This window comes from Changchengzhania lutea, assembly GCF_006974145.1.
GTDB lineage: Bacteria > Bacteroidota > Bacteroidia > Flavobacteriales > Flavobacteriaceae > Changchengzhania > Changchengzhania lutea.
This window is the reverse complement of the sequence record NZ_CP039456.1, coordinates 1,718,568-1,737,672: the sequence shown is the minus strand read 5'-3', so window position 1 is coordinate 1,737,672 and position 19,105 is coordinate 1,718,568. Positions and strand designations below refer to the sequence as shown.

Genomic DNA, 19,105 nt, shown 5'->3' with positions numbered 1-19,105 from the left:
CAAAATAAAGAACGATATTAAGATCTCAAAAATTCATGTGATTCACAGCATTAGGTACATTATGTATACACAAGTTTTCTTTAGAAGGTCTTATTTATAATTGTTATAAGAGTCAACATTTAATTTATTAGAACTAAAGGAATACACATTCCTATTATAATTTTGTCTTGAACTTTAAAACACAAAAATTATGTCATTATTAACAATCATATTAAGCATATTATTACCTCCTGTAGCCGTGGCTCTGAAACACGGATTGAGCACCACGCTATTAATAAACATCTTATTAACCTTACTAGGTTGGATTCCAGGTGTTATTCACGCACTAATTGTAAATAAATAAGATGGGTATTTTAGCTACAGATAAACACCAGCTAACCTATATATATTCTAGCGATTCCGATTTAGGCAAGAAGGTTCTTGCCTATGCAAACAGTGTTGACAAACACATACAGACAATTGAATTAGAAAAAACTAAGATTGCAGATACGATTTGGGCAGAACTCTCTGAAAAACTAAATATACCCTTTTCAGAATTATTTGTTTCAGATCATCCTGACGCTCCAGAACTAGGTGATGGGTCAGATTTTAGCGATCATGATTGGATTAAACTTATTAATGCGAACCCTGCTCTATTACAACAACCCATTGCTATTAATGGTGAAAAGTACAGAGTAATTACCAATCGATTTGATTTTTTCGAATTTTTTGGTGTGGATTCGGCAGGCATAGAAAAAGGACATACAATGGATGATGCCATTGAAGATGAGAACTTCAAATAGAAGACTAAAAAAAATATTATGAAAAAAGAAAAAGGAAATTTTGATTTTGTAAAAGAGCCTGAAGAAGAAAAAAGCAATTATATATTCCAAAAAGATAAAATCACTAAAAACGTTACTTATTTTGTAATAGCTGTTCTAGTATTGCTAATCCTTGCTGTTATTTTATCAGGTGTTCTTATTTAAGCACCCTCGTTTAACTTCAATTGTACCTAAACTTTTAGACTTGTTTTTCGCTTAGGTATTTCCAGTAACGCTTTGGAACATGCCTAATATGCAACGCCATATTTATACGAGATTCAATGTTTGTACTTTTAAAATAGTCCTGCCACAATTGCTGAAAATCAAGTTCTTCATCTTTAAAATATTCACCATCAGTTTTTGTGAAATTAAAGTCTGGAGAAAAATTTATTTCGATAACTTCAACATCTTTTAAATTATAATATATCCCAAATTTTCTCTTAATGTCATAAATTATCCATTTTTGATCCGCATATCGTCTTTCGAAATGTTTTGAAATCAACGGAAGCACATTAAAATCTGGTTCAATATTTGCAAAATAGATATCATCTTTCGTTAATTTAAAACGAACAAAAGCCTCCATCCTATGCTTCTCTCTCCCAACACTTTTTGCCAACTTCGAAATTTTTAAAACAGTTGCATTCGAAAAATCTTTTTCTATAGATTTTGAAGAACTAAAAGTTTGCTGAATATAATCATAGAGCACATTTTCAACATGAACTATTTCACTTAAAAAGGCATAATACAATTGGTTGCGGCCATAGGCCGATAATTTCTTTTTAAGCCCATTCCAAACACGATCAGATTTCTTATGATCGGTGGTCACCTCAACACTTTCAGAAAATATGGTGTTTTGAACCTGTGATTGCTTTTGGATATTAACCTTGCTAGCTTTCAGTTCAAATGCCTCAAATACAGCACTTAAAAAGCCATCAAATGTGCCATCGTAAATTAATGACACCTCCATTATCCAAATAAACTTAACTGGTTGTTAAAAACGTTCTTATATTTACTTTTAGTCGTATTTAAAATATGCCATTTAATCTGAGAGGGCATTAAATCTTTACGTTCGAAATCTCTAGAATTGCATATAATAAAATACTTCGCCCTATTTAAGGCTACGCCAAGGTTTTTTAGATGTTCCCAGTTGAGATCTCTAAATTTTCGAGCATGCAAAATTTTATACACTGATCTCATTCCCAAACCTGGTACCCTAGCCAGCATCCTCTTATCTGCAGTGTTAATATCGATAGGAAATTGCTCAATGTGTCTTAATGCCCACGATAACTTGGGGTCTATATCCAAATCTAATTGCTGGTAATTCTGATTGAGAATCTCGTCAAATTCAAAACCATAAAATCGCATGAGCCAATCGGTTTGGTACAACCTATTCTCTCTAAGCATAGGAACTTCTGTACCAATTTGAGGTAGTCTATTATCGTAACTTATTGGCACGTAACCTGAATAATATACTCGCTTTAAATTAAATGCTTTATAATAAAAATTTGAAGATTGCATAATTTGAAAATCACTCTCTCCACTTGCTCCTATAATCATTTGAGTACTTTGTCCTGCGGGAGCATATTTAGGCGTGCTTTTTATTATTTTCTTTTCAGATTTATATTGAATGATTTCATTTTTAACCTTCCTCATGGGTTTAATAAAGTCTGAATGATTCTTATCTGGCGCCAACATTTTCAAACCTGCTTTTGTTGGTATTTCGATGTTAACACTCAATCTATCAGCATACAAACCGGCTTCTCGCATTAATTCATCTGAAGCTCCAGGAATGGATTTTAAATGAATATAGCCGTTAAAATTTTCTTCAGTTCTTAATTTCTTCGCTACGGCTACCAGGCGCTCCATAGTATAATCGGCATTTTTAAAAATACCAGAACTAAGAAACAAGCCTTCAATATAATTTCTTCTATAAAAATTGATTGTTAAATCGACGACTTCTTGTACTTTAAAAGCGGCTCGTTTTATATCGTTACTTTTTCTTGTCACACAATACGCGCAATCAAAAATGCAATGATTTGTAAGTAAAATTTTTAGTAAAGAAACACAACGACCATCTTGCGTATAACTATGGCAAATGCCCATGCCCGTTGCATCGCCTAGTCCTTTTGAAGCATTGGAACGATGACTTCCACTTGAAGAACAAGACACATCGTACTTGGCCGCATCGGCTAAAATTTTAAGTTTTTCTTGGGTGCGCGAAAATGACATAAGTTAAGTTCTCTTTGTAAATTTATTTGGGTAATAATGAGCTTATGAAGCTAATTAAAAAAAATGATAACCCCCAACTTATAGTAATTTATTCTAAAATTAATGCTTCTGGTTTATAGGTTTTTAATAAGGCCTTTAAGGCACGTTCGTTGGGTTGAAGCTCGTATTCCGATTTTGATTTGGTTTTGCTGATCTGCTTAAAAAAAGGGTCAATACTCCCATCAATATAGCTATTTATAATAACTGGATGGACATAATATTTTTTACAAACAGCGCGTGTATTATTTAAGGACTCTGCGGCTTGGTCAATGGCCTGAATAACATGTTTTTCGCGTGTTGATTCCTTTTTTGAATATTTGAATTGCTTTAATGCATCAAAACAAATTAAAGACGCAGACCATGTTCTAAAATCCTTGGCAGAAAAATTCTCTCCGCTTATTTCTTGAATATATTCATTAATCATTTGACTTTCCACAGCGTGCTCATCACCATTTTCATCATAATATTGAAAAAGTCTCCAACCAGGAATTTCTTCGCATCTGTTAACTAGTTTTACAAGTTTTTTATTTTCAATAGTGACCTTATTCTTTTTACCTTTTTTACCTATAAATTCAATATTCAGTTTATTTTTAGAAATATTCAAATGACGACTTCTAAGTGTTGACAAGCCATAGGTTTTATTCTTTCTGGTGTAATATGAATTACCAACCCTAATGTGAGATTCTTCAAGGAGCCTAATAACAATAGCTAAAACTTTGGTTTTGTTCCATGCTTTCTGTTCTATATCAAGTGCAATCTGTTCTCTCATTTTAGGCAAAGCACTAGCAAAATCATTTAACTTGGTAAATTTAGTCTGGTTTCTAATAACATTCCATTTGGGATGATATATATATTGCTTTCGGTTTTTATCATCCCTACCAACCGCTTGCAAATGAGCATTATCCTGGTTAGCAATCTTTACCTTTTTCCATGCAGGCGGGATAACTAAATTATTAATCCGTTCTATTTCTGTGGGATTAATAATTTCTTTCCCATTCATTTTATATATGTAAGTGCTTTCAGTTTTAGAAGATCTGCTAATATTCAACATCTCAGGTTGCGCATAGATTAGATTATACAAATCTAAAACCGCTTCCGGTCGTTTCGTTATATCTTTAATAACACCGTTATTCCCAATTTTACCATTAATATGTACCATGACAATATTTTTTGCAAAAAGTAGACCTCCATTAGAAATCAACTCTTTAAATGCTTTTTAAAAAAATTTTGATAAATTAGTTGGGTTGCTGTGTTTGAATAACTACTATTAAAATAGTTGTCAAACTATTGTAAGCACTTGTTTAAATCTTGGTAATGAGATTTAAATTTATCTTTTTAACCTGCTTAAGGTACAGATCACAAAGAGTGCAAGAAAAAGGAAGAAGAACCATATAGCTATTCCAGATGCCGACTCAGCAACGCCGCCAAATCCTAAGATCCCGGAAATTAATGAGATAGCCAGATAAACTATGGGATAGCGCAACATAAAAATAAGGTTCAAAATTCAATTCTTTTTAACCCGACAAAAGTATAGCCTCAATACTTTAAAAATTAGCAATATTGACACAGTTTTTAGCACATTTGTTGATTTAATCTATTTTATTATACCCCTCACCGATAAATTTACCTGATTTAGAGACGCTTTTTGAGCAGATTATGAGTTAAACTATAATAATTGCTAATGCTTATTGTAAATGAGCACAATGCTTTGATAATAAGGTTTTAAATTGCGAAGAAATATTGATAACTTTCAATATTCAAAATATTCAAATTACATGTTATACGCTTTTTTAATTCTTTATGCTATAAGCACGCTTTGGGCAATTTTGAGCATTATACTTTATGGGAATAGACCAGCACGTTCTATTGGTTGGATTTTTGTTGTGATTGTTTTTCCTATACTTGGGGTTATTTTATACATGCTCTTTGGTATAAACCGAAAAAAATTCAGGTTTTTTACCCTTAATTTTAATGCCAAAAGGCGGTTATACGATTTAAACCATACCAGTGAAAATATAGAAGAATTTAAGCATAAATTTGATTCTGATAAGTTTGGAAGAATTGCTAAACTTTTAGAAAATAGTTCTGGTTTTCCAGCTATTGATGGAAATAGTGTGACATTGCTTAAAAATGGCCAAGACACCTTTGACCTTATATTTAAGGCCTTACATGATGCTAAATATTTTATTCATTTGCAATATTATATTCTGGAAGAAGGAGAGATATTAGATAAATTGTGCGCCCTTTTCCAAAAAAAAGTTGAAGAAGGTGTTGAAGTACGCATTCTATATGATGCCCTAGGAAGTTTCGGTTGGAAAGATAAAACGATTAAGAAGCTAAAAAAAACCGGGGTGCATGTCTTTCCAATCTTGCCAATTAAGTTAAGTACTATTTTATCAACGCTCAATTTTAGAAATCATCGTAAAATTATAGTTATAGATGGTTGTGTGGCCTTTGCAGGTGGTGTGAATATTTCAGATAAGTACATTTCAGATCATTCTCCAATGGGAATTTGGGACGATTTACATATCAAGCTAGAAGGCAGTGTTGTAGATCATTTGCATCGTGTTTTTATTAAAGATTATTATTTTGCAAGTAACGAAACCCTACTTACCAACAAAAAATACCTCCCAAAACAAACCAAGGCAGGCGACTCCCTTTTACAGATTGTTTGTGGTGGTCCAGATTTAAAACACCTTTCTATTTTGCATCAGTATGTAACGATGGTACATAGTGCAGAAGAAAGCATCCATATAGAAAACCCTTATTTTATTCCTAATAGAATGCTGTTAGAAGCCTTAAAAATGGCCGTATTAAGAGGTGTGAAAGTGAATATTATGGTGCCTACAAATAGCGATAGTAAAATGGCCAAAAACAGTATGTTTGGCAATTTTGAAAGTTTGTTAGAAGTAGGGGTTAATATCTACACGCTAAAAGACACCTTTTCACACAGTAAGGTTATTGTTATTGACAAGCAAATTGCTTCTATTGGTTCTGGTAATTTTGATTATAGAAGTTTTGAATACAACTATGAGGTGAACACCTTGATATTTGACGAAGCCATCGCTATTGAAATGGTAGAGGATTTCGAAAACAACATTAAAAATTGCCGCGTATTAAACTATCGAACGTTTAAAGAAAGACCCGTATCAGATAAACTTTTAGAGGGGATGGCTAAAATATTTAGTCCCTTATTATAATATTTAAAAAAACAAAAAATGGCCATATTAGGAAACATTATTAAAGGCATTATTTATGCCGCAGATTATTTTACATCAAATTCCAACCATGTTACGGCACAGGAAGAAGTCCTTAAAAACCTTCTAACAGAAGCCAAAAATACGCAGTTTGGAGAATTCTACCATTTTGAAGCTATTTTAGATTCTGAAGCACCAAGTACAATGTTTTCGCAGACGATACCATATTTTGATTATAATAAAATTAATGATGAGTGGTGGCATAAACTGCATGAAGGAGAAACCAATGTGACCTGGCCAGAAGAGCCATCTTATTTTGCTTTGAGTTCTGGTACAACAGGAAAGGAAAGCAAAAGAATACCAGTAACAGACGCCATGATAGATGCGATAAGAAAGGCCGGAATAAATCAAGTACTGGCATTAAATAATTTTGATTTTCCTGCCGAATTTTTCGAAAAAGAAATCATGATGTTAGGCAGTTCTACAGATTTAGAAGAACGCAATGATAAATTAGAAGGCGAAATAAGTGGTATTAGTGCAAGTAATATCCCATTTTGGTTTCAAAATTATTATAAACCTGGTGTCGAAATTGCTAAAATTGACGATTGGGACGAACGCGTACAACGTATTGCCGAACGTGCCGAAGAATGGGATATTGGTGCACTTAGTGGCATTCCATCTTGGATAGAACTCATGCTTCAAAAAGTGATTGAATATCATAATCTTGAAAACATACACGATATTTGGCCAAACTTACAAGTGTATACCTCTGGTGGTGTCGCATTTGCACCATACGAAAAAAGTTTTCGAGCTTTAATGGGCAAACCTGTAACGGTTATCGATACGTATTTAGCTTCAGAAGGTTTTATCGCCTGCCAGACCAGACCAGAAACGGATGCTATGCAACTTATTACAGACAATGGCATCTATTATGAATTTGTCCCTTTTAAGCCCGAGTATATCAACGAAGATGGTTCTTTAACTGATGATGCCCCAACGGTGGCATTAAAAGATGTAACTACCAATCAAGATTATGTGCTCATTATGAGTACCGTTAGTGGTGCCTGGCGCTACATTATTGGTGATACCATTGAGTTTACAGACACAGAACGTGCCGAAATTAAAATTACAGGTCGTACCAAGTTCTTTTTAAATACTGTGGGCTCTCAATTATCTGTAAATAAAATGGATGATGCGATGAATCATTTAGAATCTGAATTTGATACTAAAATTTCAGAATATACCATTTGCGCAAAACGCTATGAAGATGATGAATTTTACCATACTTGGTATATAGGTAGTGCTATGAATGCCGACGAAAATGTAGTTGCAGAAACACTAGATACCTTTTTAAAAAGCGCTAATAAAAACTATAAAGTGGCGAGAAGCAAGGCTTTAAAAGGTGTTAAAGTGCATGTGATTTCTAGCGAGATATTTCATGAATGGAGCGGGCACAACAAGAAGAAAGGTGGCCAAGTAAAAATGGAACGCGTTATGAACGAAGAAAAATTTGCCGAATGGGAAGACTTTGTTAGTCAGCAATAAGAATATTATGCATTTTCATGTTCGTTAACGACTTCCATAATTTCCTCTGGAGATAAGTAGTATTTTTTTATTCGAAGTTTGTAAGCATCAGAAATATCGGCGTGATCTAAGATGAAATTTTTCGTTTTTAGAATATAGTCTTTCATGCCTTGTTTTACAGCAAAGGTATCTGCAGAACGCTCTGCCTCTACTATAGACACTTCAGAAAACAAATAGTTAATGCCAAATTTTATTAAATTCCACCTATTGCGTCCTTCATAATCCAAAATATGTCCCAACTCATGCCCAATCCAACCCACTAAAATATCAGATTGAATATGTAATGTTGAAAAAGAGGTTTCTGCTATTTTAAACTTTTCGCTAATAAGTATCAAATAGTTTCTATGCTTTCTGCGTTTAAAAAAACTACCAAATGCTGGACGCGCTTGCATAGTCGATTTTTTAATATTCTTTTTTATCTGAAAAGTTATCTTGACATCTTCCAATTGCGGAAAAAAAGACAAAGCCTCTAAAACTTCTTTTTTAATGGGTTGGGGAATAATTTTCGTCATAAAATCATTAAATGGATTGTCTTTTAAAATATAAAAAAATTAGAAACGTAATTTTAGGTTTTATGCTACTATCTCTAATCCTCTTTTATTCTGCTGAAATTCACTAGGACTAATACCATATTTATTTTTAAAGATTTTAGAGAAATAGCTTCTACTGCTAAAACCAATGGAGTATACAATTTGAGAAATATTAAGGTCGGTTTCTATAATTAAATCTCTCGCTTTTTCTAAACGTACATGCCGCACGTATTCTGTAACCGTTCTGGCATAGAAATGCTTGAAGCCTTCTTGCAACTTGGCCTGAGTTAAACCTGTTTGAGTAGACAAAGCTTCCAAATTATAATCCTTTGAAACATCTAAGGTAATTTGCTCTGCAATTTTTCTGATAATTTTTAATTCACGCTTTAAAAGTGGTGCCTTTCCTTTTTTGCGCTGTACATCCCTGTCATGCTGAATCATATGTAGCGACAATATTTGGTAGACAATACCTTCTATAAGCATGATACGAATCATCCCTTCCTGTTTCACCTTTTTAAGTGATTTTACCAGTTGGGCCAATTTTAAATTATAGGTTCCAAAATAAGAGAATTCCCTTTCATGCTGGTCGTCATGGAACACTTTATATAATTTTTGATTTAAAATGGACGCATCATTCAAGCGCTTCCTAATAAACTTGACACGACTTATTTGAATAGTGTTTATATGCAGTTCTATATCCTTAGGGAAATAGCCGTAATTGTACCCGTCATCCTTACTAGTGAATATAACAGGTTGCAACTCCTCCAGTTTAATAGGTTGATCCGCTTTCCTGAAGCTATGGAAACAATGGCCTTTTAAACAGTAAGTAAAGTGAATAGGATTAAATTCCGAAGTATCCATGATGAGCTCAATCTCTTCAAAAAACACAATTCGATACTCTAATAGGCTACCGCCCCAATCAAAAGTAATAAAGCGAATGCTTCCAATCGCATTTTCATTATCAATATCCAATACGTATTCACCCCAACGCTCAGAAATAGTGCCGCCTAAAACCGCTTGTATTTGTTTAACTGTCCCCTCGGTGCTCTTGGCAGTAATATTAATTGTGATCATAATGTTATTAGGATGTGGAGCTATATAAAATCCAACCTTTGCAAAATTAATCAAAAAAAGCATGTGAAAGTAAGTTTATATATTCCATAATAATAGACTGCTTGTTTGAGTTAAGATATAATCCTTTAGAGCAAAGTCCTCTTGAATTAAGGGCTTAATTTTGCTGTAACGATTAATTAACTAATTAAAATATCGATTATGAAAAAAACAATATTAGCAATGTCAACAGTAGCCTTATTATTCGCTACAAGTTGCAAAATAGATCAAACTAAAGAAGCTGAATTACCAGAAGTAGATTTAGATATCGACGCAGAATCAGGACAATTACCTTCTTTTGATGTGGACTGGGCAGATGTGAATGTAGGAACAAGAACTAAAATGGTAAAAGTACCTAAAGTGGTTGTTGTAATGGAAGAGGTAGAAGTAGAAGTGCCTTATGTAGACGTAGATATGCCTGACGAATTTGGAGACAAAGAGGAACGAACAATTAGAGTTGAAGCAGAAGTAGATGGTACAGAGCATGAAATTGAGATTAAAAAAGTATATGCTAGTAAAAATAATATCATTGTAGTTTCTGAACTTGAGAAAAAAGAAACCACATTAGGTGATAAAAAATTACGTATCTCAGATCAACTGACCTTAAATGCACCAGATTTAAATGTAAAGCACATTATAGTTGGTGAAAGACCGAATAGAGTTTTTAACAGTTCTTATAAATACTATTCTAGTATGAAAGACGTTGAAAAAATGGTTGAAGGTTACAGAGAAATATACTCAGACTAGCATAAACCCATTACACTATAAATTATTTAAAAGTGACTTAGGCTTATGCTCAAGTCACTTTTTTTTATCAAATAACTAAAAACACAATCACAATGAATATTTTTGAAAGCTTAAGAAAAGACCACGATATACAAAGACAATTATTAGAGGTATTAGTTCAAACCGAAGGAGACTCTAAAACCAGGGACCGAGCATTTAAAGCCTTGAAGCACGAACTGGAAATTCATGCAAATGGTGAAGAACGTCATTTTTACTCGCCGTTAATCGATATCGATAAAACACAACCACACGCTAGACATGGAGTAGCTGAACACCATGAGATAGATGAAATTGTTGAAACCTTAGAAAAAACAGATTACGATTCGTCTGCGTGGTTAAAGTATGCCAAAAATTTAAAAGAAAAAGTAGAGCATCATTTAGAAGACGAAGAACATACCTTTTTTCAACTTGCTGGAAAAGTATTATCCGAATCTCAAAAAACAACATTAGCAGACAACTATAATGCTTATATGAGCGATTGTAGAAAGAAGTAAAATCGCTCGAAAATGTTAAAAAGCCCTTAAAATTTATATGAGTCAAAATCCATATTAAATGAACAAAGTTAGAGCGCATTATGGTTGTAAATTTACACTGTAAGCAAAACATAATGATGTTAAAGGGTAGGCATCAAAAAAGAACATACCTGTAATTTTTAAATAAAAACATATTATGTACGATTATACAGAAGAAGTAGGAAATAAGTTAAATGACTTATTAGAGAAGAATTACGATGCAGAAAAAGGATATCGTAAAGCGGCAGAAAATGCGAAATCAGACAGCTTGAAACGTTTTTTTAATAGAAAAGCAGCAGAAAGAAATTCTTTCGGACACGAGATAAAAAGTGAATTAAAAACTTACGGTCAAGAACCTGACAAAGGAGGAAGCGTTACTGGAGCCTTACACAGAACTTGGATGGATACTAAAGCACTGTTCTCTTCAGATAATGATGAGTCTATGTTAGAAGCTGCCATAACTGGAGAAAGAGCTGCGTTGGACGATTATGAAGACGCCTTAAGCGATAACGAGCCTCGTTTTCCTGAACGAACGGCCTCAATATTAAAAAATCAATGGAGTCAAATCCAAAGCGATTTAAACAAAATTAAAAGACTAGAAGACATTAGTTAGTTAGTTTGTGGTTGGTAGTTAGAATTTGGTTATTCGGAAAGACCTTGATATAAATATCAAGGTCTTTTTTTTTAAAATTTTTATTTGCTAATTAAATTAAACTATCTTTATAAGATTGTAAAAACCCTTATTTGCTATCCCTTTGAAGACAACTTTAAAAATTAATGACACTGATGTTAGTCAAATTGTAATAGATATGGCTAAACTGCTCAAAGTCGATTATCATGAATCACAGAATGAGCATTGCTTAAATATTCCTAAAGAATTTGGAAAAGGCTACATTAAAACCACCACTTTTGAACATGGTGTTGGTGTGGTAGATATCGATTTTTCATTGAAAAAAGAACTTATACTTGAATTTGAGCACGACATTGTACATCCATTAAAATTTATATTCAATAGAGAGTCTTCCATTAAGCACAGTTTTGAACAGGATGACGATTTACATAGTATAGGCCGTCTTGAAAGTGCTATTGTGGCTAGTGCGCCTAAAAACAATCACACCTTTAAAATACCTGCAAACAAGTCTGTTTGTTTATTTACTATAGAAATTAATAGAAAGGAATTTGAAGAAAAGATTGAGACGTTTTTATCTGAAATGGATGATGATTTAATAAGCATGTTTAGAGATGTTAATGGCGTCAACAAATTTTATTATAAGGGAAACTATAGTTTAGATATCGCTCAGGATTTAGATGAATGTGTTGAATGCGAATTGGAAGGCTTTATGAAATCGGTATTTCTGGAAGGTAAAACATATGCTATTGTCATGAGTCAGCTTAAACAGTACCTTGATGATTTAAACGGCCCTGAAAACAGAAAGATATTACGACAATCTACCATTAAAAGTATTGAGAAGGCTGTTGATATTATTAAAACAGAACTTGACACCGTAGCCAATATTACAGTACTGGCCAAACGCGTGGGTTTAAACCAAAACGCACTTCAAAATGGCTTTAAACATTTATATGACGCTTCGGTAAAAGAATTTATAAGAGATTACAGACTAGAGAAAGCCCGTAAATTGATGGAAACTACGGGTTTAAACATCACCCAAATCACCTATAAAATAGGGATAAATTCCAGAAGTTACTTCTCCAAAATCTTCAAAAAAAAATATGGTATTTCACCAAAAGCCTACATGATTAAATCCAGAAAGGAGAAATCTGCATAGTATTTTGTAACCAAATTTTTGCCCTTTTGAGTTCTTTTTGTGCCCAATAGTGTTAATTTATCTTTCAGAATCGCTAAACACTAATTGACAATATCCAGTTCTTTGTATGCTGAAATGAATAAAAATTTCACCATCAAGTTATGCATGAAATTGTTATTAAAAACTCAAATACCGAAAATACCATACGCCAATTAAGTGAGGTATTGGATGGACATGTTGTTTCATCATGTGGTGAATTTACTTTAACATTCGACAATAAATATGGTCATGGTGTCATTAGAGGAATCGATTTTGATTGGGGACTGTCTTTAATAGATTTTGATGTTACATTTAAAGAAGTGACGAAAATCATTTTTGTTTCCCAGAATAGAAAACTTGTAGAATTTATTTTTGTGTCAGAAGGTAGTTTAGAATTTGGCTATAGCACCAATAAAGAACTCTCAACATTTAATCGTTACCAAAACATTATCATTTCCGATAAGAAGGCAAAGCGAAAAACATTTGTATTCCCTAAAGATAAAGCGGTAAAAACAAACATCATTCAATTAGATACTTCAGACTATTTAGGCAAGAAAAATAATAATATTAAGTATTTAGACAAGGTTTTAAGTCAGCTTTTTAATAAAGAAAATGACACCGTCTCTTATCAGCATTTGGGAAATTACAATCTCAAAATCGCTGATCAGATTAAACAGATGTCTAATTCACACGATGAGGGTATTATTAGAACCTTGTCCATTGAAGGCCAAATTAACTTAATCATGGCCATGCAAATACTTGAACATCAGAATTTCCAAAGCAAAACCGTTCTGCCAGATACCTTGTCGTCAAGTCATATCAAAAAAATTCATGAACTTACCAGTTATATTTCAGATAACTTGTCTGAACCGCTTTCAGTAACAGCTTTATCCACACTATCAGGATTAGGCCCCAAGAAACTACAATCAGGGTTTCAGGTTCTTTTTTCAAAATCTGTAAACGAATATATTAGAGATTTAAAACTTGAGGTGGCTAGAGATCAATTGCTAAAAACAGATTTAACCATTTCTGAAATTGTGTATGGTATTGGTTTACGCAGCAGAAGTTACTTTAGCAAGATTTTTATTGAACGCTATGGTATTCTCCCTAGTCAATATAGAACAGAAATCAAGAGCGTTAGTAAATAAATATAATTGGCATTAGTCCATTCTTCTAATGCGCTTAATGTTTGGTATGTTTTTGTACTCTACTGGGTCTAATACAGAATCGTATATAATATCAGACTTGTGAAACTCTTTAGCAATAGGGTGCGCTGTAAGCTTTAATTGGTTAGGCGTATGGAACAGGAGTTCCAGGTCTGTGCTTTCTGTTTTAGCATCCAACCATAAATTATGATCGTCTTTGTTTAAAATTACGGGCATGAGCGCATCTGCATTATGTATTTTTTTTATAAAATCATTAGCTTCAGACACCAATATGGAAGCTGTAGTAAAGCCATCTTCAAGTTCGTTGTAAACAGCAGCTAATCCAAAAGGTTCTTCTGTTTCAGAATATACATAATATGGGTATAATTCGCCATCATGTAAATAATAGGTAAAGAATCCTGTAACTATAACAATGCAACGTCTATGTTGCAATGCGTCAATATAGTCTGAATTCTGATCGATTTCCTCTACATCAATATTAAGCGTGTTTTTTATGTCCTGGTACACTTGCCAATCTTCTTGAAAAGATTCTGGTAATAAACCCCAAATAGCTAAGGTTACTTCGCTTTGGTTGTTTTGATTTATGGTAAGCACAGAAGATTCTGCTAAACCATTTATAACAGGTTTAGGTTTGTGAAGTTTAGGATATTTAAATGAAATATCAAAAGACCTCTCAATCGCCGTTCTGTCTGCTGTATTTGATATTTTATAACACATGGTTACTTTTTTATACAAAATAAATGAAATATCATCGTTTAGATTATCCCCTTTCAATTAATATCGAACTCATTTGATAAAGCGAAATATCCTGTTTAACGTCAACGTTTTGTTTTAAAAAGTTAAATTTCAACTATTTAGAAGCTAATATTTTTCAAATATGAGCAAAATAAGCCCAAAAAACCGCTTAATGTTAAAGTATTTCTTTAAAACGGCAATCAAGCTTAGGTGGTGTCTATACTTTTGCAGTATATCCTTGTATTAAGGTTATAAAACCCATTATCTGCTTAAATAATTATGTCTAGTTCTAATACGAGTAAATTATTATTTAATTTGACGGATCTTCAATCTAGTCTTGGTGGACATATTGAAGAAATAAATGGCATCAAAACATTATATTTTGATAACGAAAACGGTAAAGGTCACTTCCGCTTTTTAAAGTTTGGTAAAGGCTTGGTAAGTATTTTTGCCAATGTACATTTAACAAGTAGCTTTATCTTTAATATTGGTCAATCCAAATCTGAGCTTTTAAATTTTATTTCTTGCTTAAATGGCTCTTTCTCTTACGCATCCTGCAACTCGCATACCACAAATACGCTTGCCAAACAGCAGACTGCAGCTGTAGAGAGTGAGCACAATTTCCAGAATTTTATTTTAATAAAAGCCGGATGTGAAACCACGTTTAGCGTAATATGTATTGATAAAGCGGTCTATTTTAAGGATGTGAATGGCACTAAAAATGCTCCTAAATCCAAACTGTTGAGTTTGCTTAGAAGTATTGAAAAGAAGGGGAATAAATTACATTTAAAATTTTACAATTTAGAAATTGTAGAGTACGTTAACCAATTGTTCCCTTCTACTGAAAACAATGCGATAACAGAATTCATGAGATTTGAAGGTGCTAGTTATCTCATTTTCGCGAATCATATCAAACAAATATATGAGAGCACAATGGCGTCTATGTCACAATCGAACCTTACAGATTCTGAGCTTGAAAAGGTACAGTCCTTGGGAGAAGACATAATAGCGAATCCTGAAGACGACTATACCGTTAATATGTTGTGCAGAAGTTCGGGGCTATCACCCTCTAAATTACAGCTTGGTTTTAAAGCCATGTTTAATAGAACGGTATCGGAGCATATTCGGTTTGTACGCTTGAAAAAAGCCGAACATCTTCTAAAAACGACCGACTTAAATATATCTGAAATTGTTTATACTATTGGTTTTACAAGCCGAAGTTATTTTTGCAAGATCTTTAAAAAGGAATACGGCTATAGCCCTAAACAGTTTAAGAAAAAGAGTTTCACACCCCTAGTGGAAAAATAATAGTCTTACCCCTGAATCAATTTAATAGCAAATTGAATAAAAACCTTTCGAGAAATTGAAAGGTTTTTGTGTTTTTTACGGTCTGCTTCTAGATTAATAGCACACCTAACAATTAAGCCTCGTATTGAATCTTAAAAGAGTTCGAATCTGTAAGTCCCTATGCTAGCGCTCGTTTATAACGAGTGCCATTAACCAATAAACCCTGTCTAGTCGTTATCTAAAACAGTATCGTCATCCTGAAAATTTCTAACACTAGAATATTTCCAATAAATAAGCACTAGCATAGGAACTTAAGATATACGTATTCCAATATCAAATCCTTATAAAAAAGCATTCGTTTAAATAATATCTGTATTTTTATCGGGTTCTGATTAATCCAGTATTCCAAATGGTTCTTTGCAGTATGATAAGGAAAGCCATTCATTCAAACTAAAATAACCAGTTGAAAGTAAGTATGACCCTGTCCTGAAATAAGGCTAAACAACAAAATGGAACTTACACACTTTTTAGAATAGTGTCGTTAAAGTCTTTCCGATTTTTTCATTTAGATTTATTCCTACTATTAAAATTTAATTTTAAGTTGATTCCACCACTGGAAAAATTAATTTGCTCACTAGTTAAAGGCTCTAATGAATATTTGAAATACGGTTCGATAATTAGAGACTGACGACTACTTTTAAATGGCAATTCTACTCCAAAAGAAAGATTAATGATTTTTCCAAAATGAAAGTTGTTAAACGAACCCAGGGTTTCTGTTTCCTTTTCGAATGTGTTTTCTATATTAGATAATATTATTGGATTATCAAAATTATCAACAGTTTCTATAAGAACAGTATTACTCACCTGGAATGTAGATTCAACATTTTCTTTAAGATAGGTTACAGAAGATAATCCGACCGCCACAAACATTTTGTTATTATTCATTTCAAAATTATATTTTAAATTGATAGGTATATCTAACCCAGTTAAAACAGCTTCTTTAGATTTTAATTGGGCACCACTTGCAATTTCCTGTAAGGCATTCTCCTGAAAATTTATTTTTTGATTGGTTACTAATAAACCTGTGTAAATTTCAAAATTTTTAAAAAAGGGGATCTCCAATAAAACCCCTCCTCCCAGACCAATATTGGTGTTTTGATTTGCTTGATCATAATTTATATTTGGTGAAATTGCAAGACTAAACGTAACAGCATTATTTTTAATCTTATCTACATTCATTTTTTCTAATTCCGAATTGATATCTTTTTTAGAGAGAGAATCAAGAGGTGCTGATTTATTTGAGTCTGCTATCAGTATTTTTTGATTAATAATATCCGTCGAATCAATCTTTTGTAATTTCTTTAAGGCTTTAGGCAAGTCCAAATTGGCAGTAACAACTTTAGATTTGTTGATCAGGGTATTAACACTATCTTTTTCATCTCTAGAATTTGTAATCTGTTCTGATAAGAGTTTCTTCTTTTGATTATTGTTCTTTTGTTGAATGGAAACAATAGCATTGCTTTTATTTACCCTTTTCTTTTCACTTATTTGATTTAGATTATTATTTAAGTTCTTTCTATTTGTTTTATTATTCTCTTTCCCATTATTTTTTATATCATCTTTACCATCGGTTTTGGTAATATTATTTTTACTTTCATTAATGATATTTTCAATATTTTTTTTATACGAATTATAAATTGGGTTTTTTAGAGAATCCTGATTAATCGAGTCGTTAATATTTTTATTTGATTTATTATTTGAGTTGGTATTCCCAATAATTATCTCTCCTTCATCATTAATTGGTGTAGTTGTGTTTTGAAGTGTATTATATAATAACAGTCCACCTGTCCCGCCAATTATTATGAAAAGTAAAATAACCGCAGCATATTTACGAAAGAACCAAAACAAGAAACGATCCTTATTTTCATCCTTTTTTGCTTTGAGTTTTTCCCAATCTTCCGGGTTGTAAGGTTCTTGTCTATTTTCAAAGACATCCTTAACCTTTTGACTGAATTTATTATTGAAATTTTCTTTCATTTTAGTTTTTAAAATTTTCGTTTAATAATATTCTCAATTTATTTTTAGCCCGAGTTAAAAATGTTCGAGATGAACTTATTTTTATATTGAGTTTTTCTGCTATTTCTTTATGGTTAAAGCCCTGTATTTCATAAAGGTTAAAGACTAATCTGTGTGGTTTTGGTAACTGATCCAATAATTTCAAAATATCTTCAGCAGTTAACTTACTAATTACACTTTCATTTACTTCTGGAGGATCTACTTCTACAACATCCAATAGAAAGTAATGTTTTTTATTTTTTCGATAATTGTCAATAGCAGTGTTTATTATAATTCTTCGAATCCATGCTTTAAAAGACTGTTTTAAATCAAATCGGTGAATATTTGAGAACACTTTTATAAAACTATCGTTCATTACATCAACAGCTTCTTCCCTTGAATATGTATTTAATCTGGAAATACTAAAAGCGTATCCATAAAAATGTTTGTACAACTTTTCCTGATATTCACTCTTCTCCAGTTTGCACCCCTCTATGATTTCATACTCAATAGAATCTTCGTAATTATCTTTCAATTTATTATAGAGTGTATTTGTTGGTGATTCACGTATAGTTCTTAAACTTAAATAATTCATGAGGAATATTTATAGTATTCCTCATGAATTATTTAAGTTTGGATATTAAAAAAATATCTGAAGTTAATTGTCTAATGAGGTAACAACACCATCCGGGTCACTTGAGGCATTTAAGACATTAAACACATTATATGTGCATGCATCCTTATATTGGTTATCACCAACCAATTTATTAAGATCAATTTCTAAAGTTTCCGTAAGGTTTGCTTCACAAGGGTCATCCTTTGCGTCTTGTGTTAAAATTAGATTAATCTGACACGGATTAGAAAGAAGTATTTGACCTCCATATATTACTTCAAAAGTGTGCTCTTTACAGCCACCTGAATAGGACACTTTCACTTTTAAAATATCTTCTACTCGTTCAATGCTTTCAATATTAAACGGATCACTTAATTCATGACCAGTGCTATTTTTACGATTGTTTTCCGCTTTTTCAAATGCTTGCTTGTTAACAATTAAATTCACTTTCTTATGATTTTCCAATTCCGTATTATCTCTTGTATCACTACAAGATGCTGCAAAAAACAAAATGGCTGTAACAATAATATATTTGTTAATTAACATTACTTTTCCTATCATTATTTTAATTTTAAATAGTTAAACATTTATTTGTAATTCTACTCTATTTTATCTGTACGTACTTAAGCATTAAAACGCTACAGTACTCTATGTAAT

At 32.4% G+C, this 19,105-nt stretch carries 21 protein-coding genes; 11 read left to right on the top strand and 10 right to left on the bottom strand.

Features of this window, described 5'->3' with window-relative positions; translation table 11 throughout:
- Positions 1-190 precede the first annotated feature (190 nt).
- From FAF07_RS07980 to FAF07_RS18530, 3 genes are read left to right on the top strand one after another with little or no spacing between them, the layout of a single operon-like run.
- The gene (locus FAF07_RS07980) at positions 191-343 is read left to right on the top strand and encodes a YqaE/Pmp3 family membrane protein (RefSeq protein ID WP_142784599.1); all 153 of its coding nucleotides are present in this window, start codon (positions 191-193) and stop codon (positions 341-343) included.
- A 1-nt stretch (position 344) separates the two neighbouring features.
- Complete coding sequence (locus FAF07_RS07975) at positions 345-782, top strand: arsenate reductase family protein (protein ID WP_142784598.1); 438 nt, start codon at positions 345-347, stop codon at positions 780-782.
- Between the two features lie 18 nt (positions 783-800).
- Complete coding sequence (locus FAF07_RS18530) at positions 801-965, top strand: hypothetical protein (RefSeq protein ID WP_185956543.1); 165 nt, start codon at positions 801-803, stop codon at positions 963-965.
- Between the two features lie 34 nt (positions 966-999).
- On the opposite strand, the gene FAF07_RS07970 is transcribed toward FAF07_RS18530, so the two are convergent.
- From FAF07_RS07970 to FAF07_RS07955, 4 genes are all read right to left on the bottom strand, one after another.
- Positions 1,000-1,767 carry a TIGR03915 family putative DNA repair protein gene (locus tag FAF07_RS07970; protein WP_142784597.1) on the bottom strand — a complete coding sequence of 256 codons (768 nt, stop codon included), beginning with the start codon at positions 1,765-1,767 and terminating at the stop codon, positions 1,000-1,002.
- Complete coding sequence (locus FAF07_RS07965; RefSeq protein ID WP_142784596.1) at positions 1,767-3,029, bottom strand: putative DNA modification/repair radical SAM protein; 1,263 nt, start codon at positions 3,027-3,029, stop codon at positions 1,767-1,769. Before FAF07_RS07965 ends, FAF07_RS07970 begins: the two co-directional genes overlap by 1 nt.
- 88 nt (positions 3,030-3,117) lie before the next feature.
- On the bottom strand, positions 3,118-4,227 hold the full coding sequence (locus FAF07_RS07960) for a DNA topoisomerase IB (protein WP_142784595.1): 1,110 nt from the start codon (positions 4,225-4,227) through the stop codon (positions 3,118-3,120).
- Between the two features lie 168 nt (positions 4,228-4,395).
- The gene (locus tag FAF07_RS07955; protein ID WP_142786572.1) at positions 4,396-4,554 is read right to left on the bottom strand and encodes a DUF1328 domain-containing protein; all 159 of its coding nucleotides are present in this window, start codon (positions 4,552-4,554) and stop codon (positions 4,396-4,398) included.
- 289 nt (positions 4,555-4,843) lie between these two features.
- Between FAF07_RS07955 and cls the strand changes: the two genes are divergently transcribed.
- Both cls and FAF07_RS07945 read left to right on the top strand, forming a co-directional pair.
- Positions 4,844-6,268 (top strand): cardiolipin synthase, encoded by a 1,425-nt coding sequence (gene cls / locus FAF07_RS07950; protein WP_142784594.1) that lies wholly within the window; start codon positions 4,844-4,846, stop codon positions 6,266-6,268.
- Positions 6,269-6,286: 18 nt separating this feature from the next.
- A complete protein-coding gene (locus tag FAF07_RS07945; RefSeq protein WP_142784593.1) occupies positions 6,287-7,810 on the top strand; it encodes a GH3 family domain-containing protein in 1,524 nt (507 codons plus the stop codon).
- 5 nt (positions 7,811-7,815) lie between these two features.
- Here FAF07_RS07945 and FAF07_RS07940 read toward each other — a convergent pair whose 3' ends face one another.
- Positions 7,816-8,361 carry a hypothetical protein gene (locus FAF07_RS07940; protein ID WP_142784592.1) on the bottom strand — a complete coding sequence of 182 codons (546 nt, stop codon included), beginning with the start codon at positions 8,359-8,361 and terminating at the stop codon, positions 7,816-7,818.
- Positions 8,362-8,421: 60 nt separating this feature from the next.
- The gene (locus FAF07_RS07935) at positions 8,422-9,516 is read right to left on the bottom strand and encodes a helix-turn-helix transcriptional regulator (RefSeq protein WP_317130345.1); all 1,095 of its coding nucleotides are present in this window, start codon (positions 9,514-9,516) and stop codon (positions 8,422-8,424) included.
- 156 nt (positions 9,517-9,672) lie between these two features.
- Here FAF07_RS07935 and FAF07_RS07930 point away from each other — a divergent pair, with 156 nt between their 5' ends.
- From FAF07_RS07930 to FAF07_RS07910, 5 genes are all read left to right on the top strand, one after another.
- Positions 9,673-10,236: a hypothetical protein gene (locus FAF07_RS07930; RefSeq protein WP_246067813.1), complete on the top strand. Its 564-nt coding sequence runs from the start codon at positions 9,673-9,675 to the stop codon at positions 10,234-10,236.
- A gap of 92 nt (positions 10,237-10,328) precedes the next feature.
- Positions 10,329-10,769, top strand: coding sequence for a hemerythrin domain-containing protein (locus FAF07_RS07925; RefSeq protein ID WP_142784590.1), 441 nt, complete (start codon positions 10,329-10,331; stop codon positions 10,767-10,769).
- A gap of 175 nt (positions 10,770-10,944) precedes the next feature.
- Complete coding sequence (locus tag FAF07_RS07920) at positions 10,945-11,400, top strand: ferritin-like domain-containing protein (protein WP_142784589.1); 456 nt, start codon at positions 10,945-10,947, stop codon at positions 11,398-11,400.
- Positions 11,401-11,542: 142 nt separating this feature from the next.
- Complete coding sequence (locus tag FAF07_RS07915; RefSeq protein WP_246067812.1) at positions 11,543-12,574, top strand: helix-turn-helix domain-containing protein; 1,032 nt, start codon at positions 11,543-11,545, stop codon at positions 12,572-12,574.
- Positions 12,575-12,714: 140 nt separating this feature from the next.
- Positions 12,715-13,740 (top strand): helix-turn-helix transcriptional regulator, encoded by a 1,026-nt coding sequence (locus FAF07_RS07910; protein ID WP_142784588.1) that lies wholly within the window; start codon positions 12,715-12,717, stop codon positions 13,738-13,740.
- 12 nt (positions 13,741-13,752) lie between these two features.
- Here the strand turns inward: FAF07_RS07910 and FAF07_RS07905 are convergent, their stop codons facing one another.
- Positions 13,753-14,475: an SOS response-associated peptidase gene (locus FAF07_RS07905; RefSeq protein WP_142784587.1), complete on the bottom strand. Its 723-nt coding sequence runs from the start codon at positions 14,473-14,475 to the stop codon at positions 13,753-13,755.
- Positions 14,476-14,772: 297 nt separating this feature from the next.
- Between FAF07_RS07905 and FAF07_RS07900 the strand changes: the two genes are divergently transcribed.
- The gene (locus FAF07_RS07900) at positions 14,773-15,801 is read left to right on the top strand and encodes a helix-turn-helix domain-containing protein (RefSeq protein ID WP_142784586.1); all 1,029 of its coding nucleotides are present in this window, start codon (positions 14,773-14,775) and stop codon (positions 15,799-15,801) included.
- Positions 15,802-16,341: 540 nt separating this feature from the next.
- Here the strand turns inward: FAF07_RS07900 and FAF07_RS07895 are convergent.
- The 3 genes from FAF07_RS07895 to FAF07_RS07885 all read right to left on the bottom strand — a co-directional run bounded on the left by FAF07_RS07895 (position 16,342) and on the right by FAF07_RS07885 (position 19,009).
- A complete protein-coding gene (locus FAF07_RS07895; protein WP_142784585.1) occupies positions 16,342-17,817 on the bottom strand; it encodes a porin family protein in 1,476 nt (491 codons plus the stop codon).
- Between the two features lies 1 nt (position 17,818).
- Positions 17,819-18,430: an RNA polymerase sigma factor gene (locus FAF07_RS07890; protein WP_142784584.1), complete on the bottom strand. Its 612-nt coding sequence runs from the start codon at positions 18,428-18,430 to the stop codon at positions 17,819-17,821.
- A gap of 63 nt (positions 18,431-18,493) precedes the next feature.
- Positions 18,494-19,009 (bottom strand): hypothetical protein, encoded by a 516-nt coding sequence (locus FAF07_RS07885; RefSeq protein ID WP_142784583.1) that lies wholly within the window; start codon positions 19,007-19,009, stop codon positions 18,494-18,496.
- Positions 19,010-19,105 lie beyond the last annotated feature (96 nt).

What these genes read in the sequence shown, in the direction of transcription:
- FAF07_RS07980 (WP_142784599.1), top strand. Translation starts at nt 191, where the DNA reads ATGTCATTATTAACAATCATATTAAGCATATTATTACCTCCTGTAGCC.
- FAF07_RS07975 (WP_142784598.1), top strand. Translation starts at nt 345, where the DNA reads ATGGGTATTTTAGCTACAGATAAACACCAGCTAACCTATATATATTCT.
- FAF07_RS18530 (WP_185956543.1), top strand. Translation starts at nt 801, where the DNA reads ATGAAAAAAGAAAAAGGAAATTTTGATTTTGTAAAAGAGCCTGAAGAA.
- FAF07_RS07970 (WP_142784597.1), bottom strand. Translation starts at nt 1,767, where the DNA reads ATGGAGGTGTCATTAATTTACGATGGCACATTTGATGGCTTTTTAAGT.
- FAF07_RS07965 (WP_142784596.1), bottom strand. Translation starts at nt 3,029, where the DNA reads ATGTCATTTTCGCGCACCCAAGAAAAACTTAAAATTTTAGCCGATGCG.
- FAF07_RS07960 (WP_142784595.1), bottom strand. Translation starts at nt 4,227, where the DNA reads ATGGTACATATTAATGGTAAAATTGGGAATAACGGTGTTATTAAAGAT.
- FAF07_RS07955 (WP_142786572.1), bottom strand. Translation starts at nt 4,554, where the DNA reads ATGTTGCGCTATCCCATAGTTTATCTGGCTATCTCATTAATTTCCGGG.
- cls (WP_142784594.1), top strand. Translation starts at nt 4,844, where the DNA reads ATGTTATACGCTTTTTTAATTCTTTATGCTATAAGCACGCTTTGGGCA.
- FAF07_RS07945 (WP_142784593.1), top strand. Translation starts at nt 6,287, where the DNA reads ATGGCCATATTAGGAAACATTATTAAAGGCATTATTTATGCCGCAGAT.
- FAF07_RS07940 (WP_142784592.1), bottom strand. Translation starts at nt 8,361, where the DNA reads ATGACGAAAATTATTCCCCAACCCATTAAAAAAGAAGTTTTAGAGGCT.
- FAF07_RS07935 (WP_317130345.1), bottom strand. Translation starts at nt 9,516, where the DNA reads ATGCTTTTTTTGATTAATTTTGCAAAGGTTGGATTTTATATAGCTCCA.
- FAF07_RS07930 (WP_246067813.1), top strand. Translation starts at nt 9,673, where the DNA reads ATGTCAACAGTAGCCTTATTATTCGCTACAAGTTGCAAAATAGATCAA.
- FAF07_RS07925 (WP_142784590.1), top strand. Translation starts at nt 10,329, where the DNA reads ATGAATATTTTTGAAAGCTTAAGAAAAGACCACGATATACAAAGACAA.
- FAF07_RS07920 (WP_142784589.1), top strand. Translation starts at nt 10,945, where the DNA reads ATGTACGATTATACAGAAGAAGTAGGAAATAAGTTAAATGACTTATTA.
- FAF07_RS07910 (WP_142784588.1), top strand. Translation starts at nt 12,715, where the DNA reads ATGCATGAAATTGTTATTAAAAACTCAAATACCGAAAATACCATACGC.
- FAF07_RS07905 (WP_142784587.1), bottom strand. Translation starts at nt 14,475, where the DNA reads ATGTGTTATAAAATATCAAATACAGCAGACAGAACGGCGATTGAGAGG.
- FAF07_RS07900 (WP_142784586.1), top strand. Translation starts at nt 14,773, where the DNA reads ATGTCTAGTTCTAATACGAGTAAATTATTATTTAATTTGACGGATCTT.
- FAF07_RS07895 (WP_142784585.1), bottom strand. Translation starts at nt 17,817, where the DNA reads ATGAAAGAAAATTTCAATAATAAATTCAGTCAAAAGGTTAAGGATGTC.
- FAF07_RS07890 (WP_142784584.1), bottom strand. Translation starts at nt 18,430, where the DNA reads ATGAATTATTTAAGTTTAAGAACTATACGTGAATCACCAACAAATACA.
- FAF07_RS07885 (WP_142784583.1), bottom strand. Translation starts at nt 19,009, where the DNA reads ATGATAGGAAAAGTAATGTTAATTAACAAATATATTATTGTTACAGCC.